This is a genomic window from Burkholderia sp. E168m23 (genome assembly GCF_016586125.1).
GTDB lineage: Bacteria > Pseudomonadota > Gammaproteobacteria > Burkholderiales > Burkholderiaceae > Burkholderia > Burkholderia orbicola.
In genome coordinates this window covers 1-516 of sequence record NZ_BCPP01001725.1, presented here as the reverse complement: position 1 = coordinate 516, position 516 = coordinate 1, and the positions used below count along the sequence as shown (strand labels likewise).

1 protein-coding gene is annotated in these 516 nt (G+C 67.4%); it reads right to left on the bottom strand.

All coding sequences use genetic code 11. The features are described from left to right. Positions 1-25 precede the first annotated feature (25 nt). Entirely contained in the window at positions 26-466 is a 441-nt protein-coding gene (locus JMF90_RS39895; RefSeq protein WP_011547038.1) for a dihydroneopterin aldolase, read from the bottom strand. Positions 467-516 lie beyond the last annotated feature (50 nt).

The following is a 516-nucleotide window of genomic DNA, read 5'->3' as shown; positions in this document are numbered from 1 at the left end:
CGTGCCTTGATCCAGCCCCCTTTGATCAAAGCTGCCCCGCCGCCCCCGTCCACCGCAGGTAATCTCCGCGCGTCCAGTCGAGCGACACGCCGACGCGCTTCGTCCCCGGCCGGATCTTCGGCTTGTACATCGACAGCGTCAGCGATTCCAGCGCCGGCCATTCGCGGAACGACAGCACCGCGAGATCGGCGACGAGCGTTTCCAGCAGCCGCGTATGCGGCTTGTGCGCCAGAAACGACGCCACGCGTGCGCAGTACCCGTCGTAGTCGATCCACTCGCCCTGCTCGCTCGGCTCGCACCGATACTCGAGCCGCGCGTCGATCACGACCGGCTGCGGCGCTTCATGCTCGTGCGCATGAATGCCGATCCGCGCGGGCACCTTCAGTTCGTCGACGAACACGCTCCAGCCGCGCCCGCGCAGGCGCGGCGCGTCGATCGCCACGAACGGTTCGTCGAACGGCTTCATGAGACGAGCGGCGCCGCGGCGTCGAGCATGATGCGCACGAAATAATCGGC

Excerpts from the sequence above, each read along its gene's own strand:
- JMF90_RS39895 (WP_011547038.1), bottom strand. The coding sequence starts at position 466 with ATGAAGCCGTTCGACGAACCGTTCGTGGCGATCGACGCGCCGCGCCTG.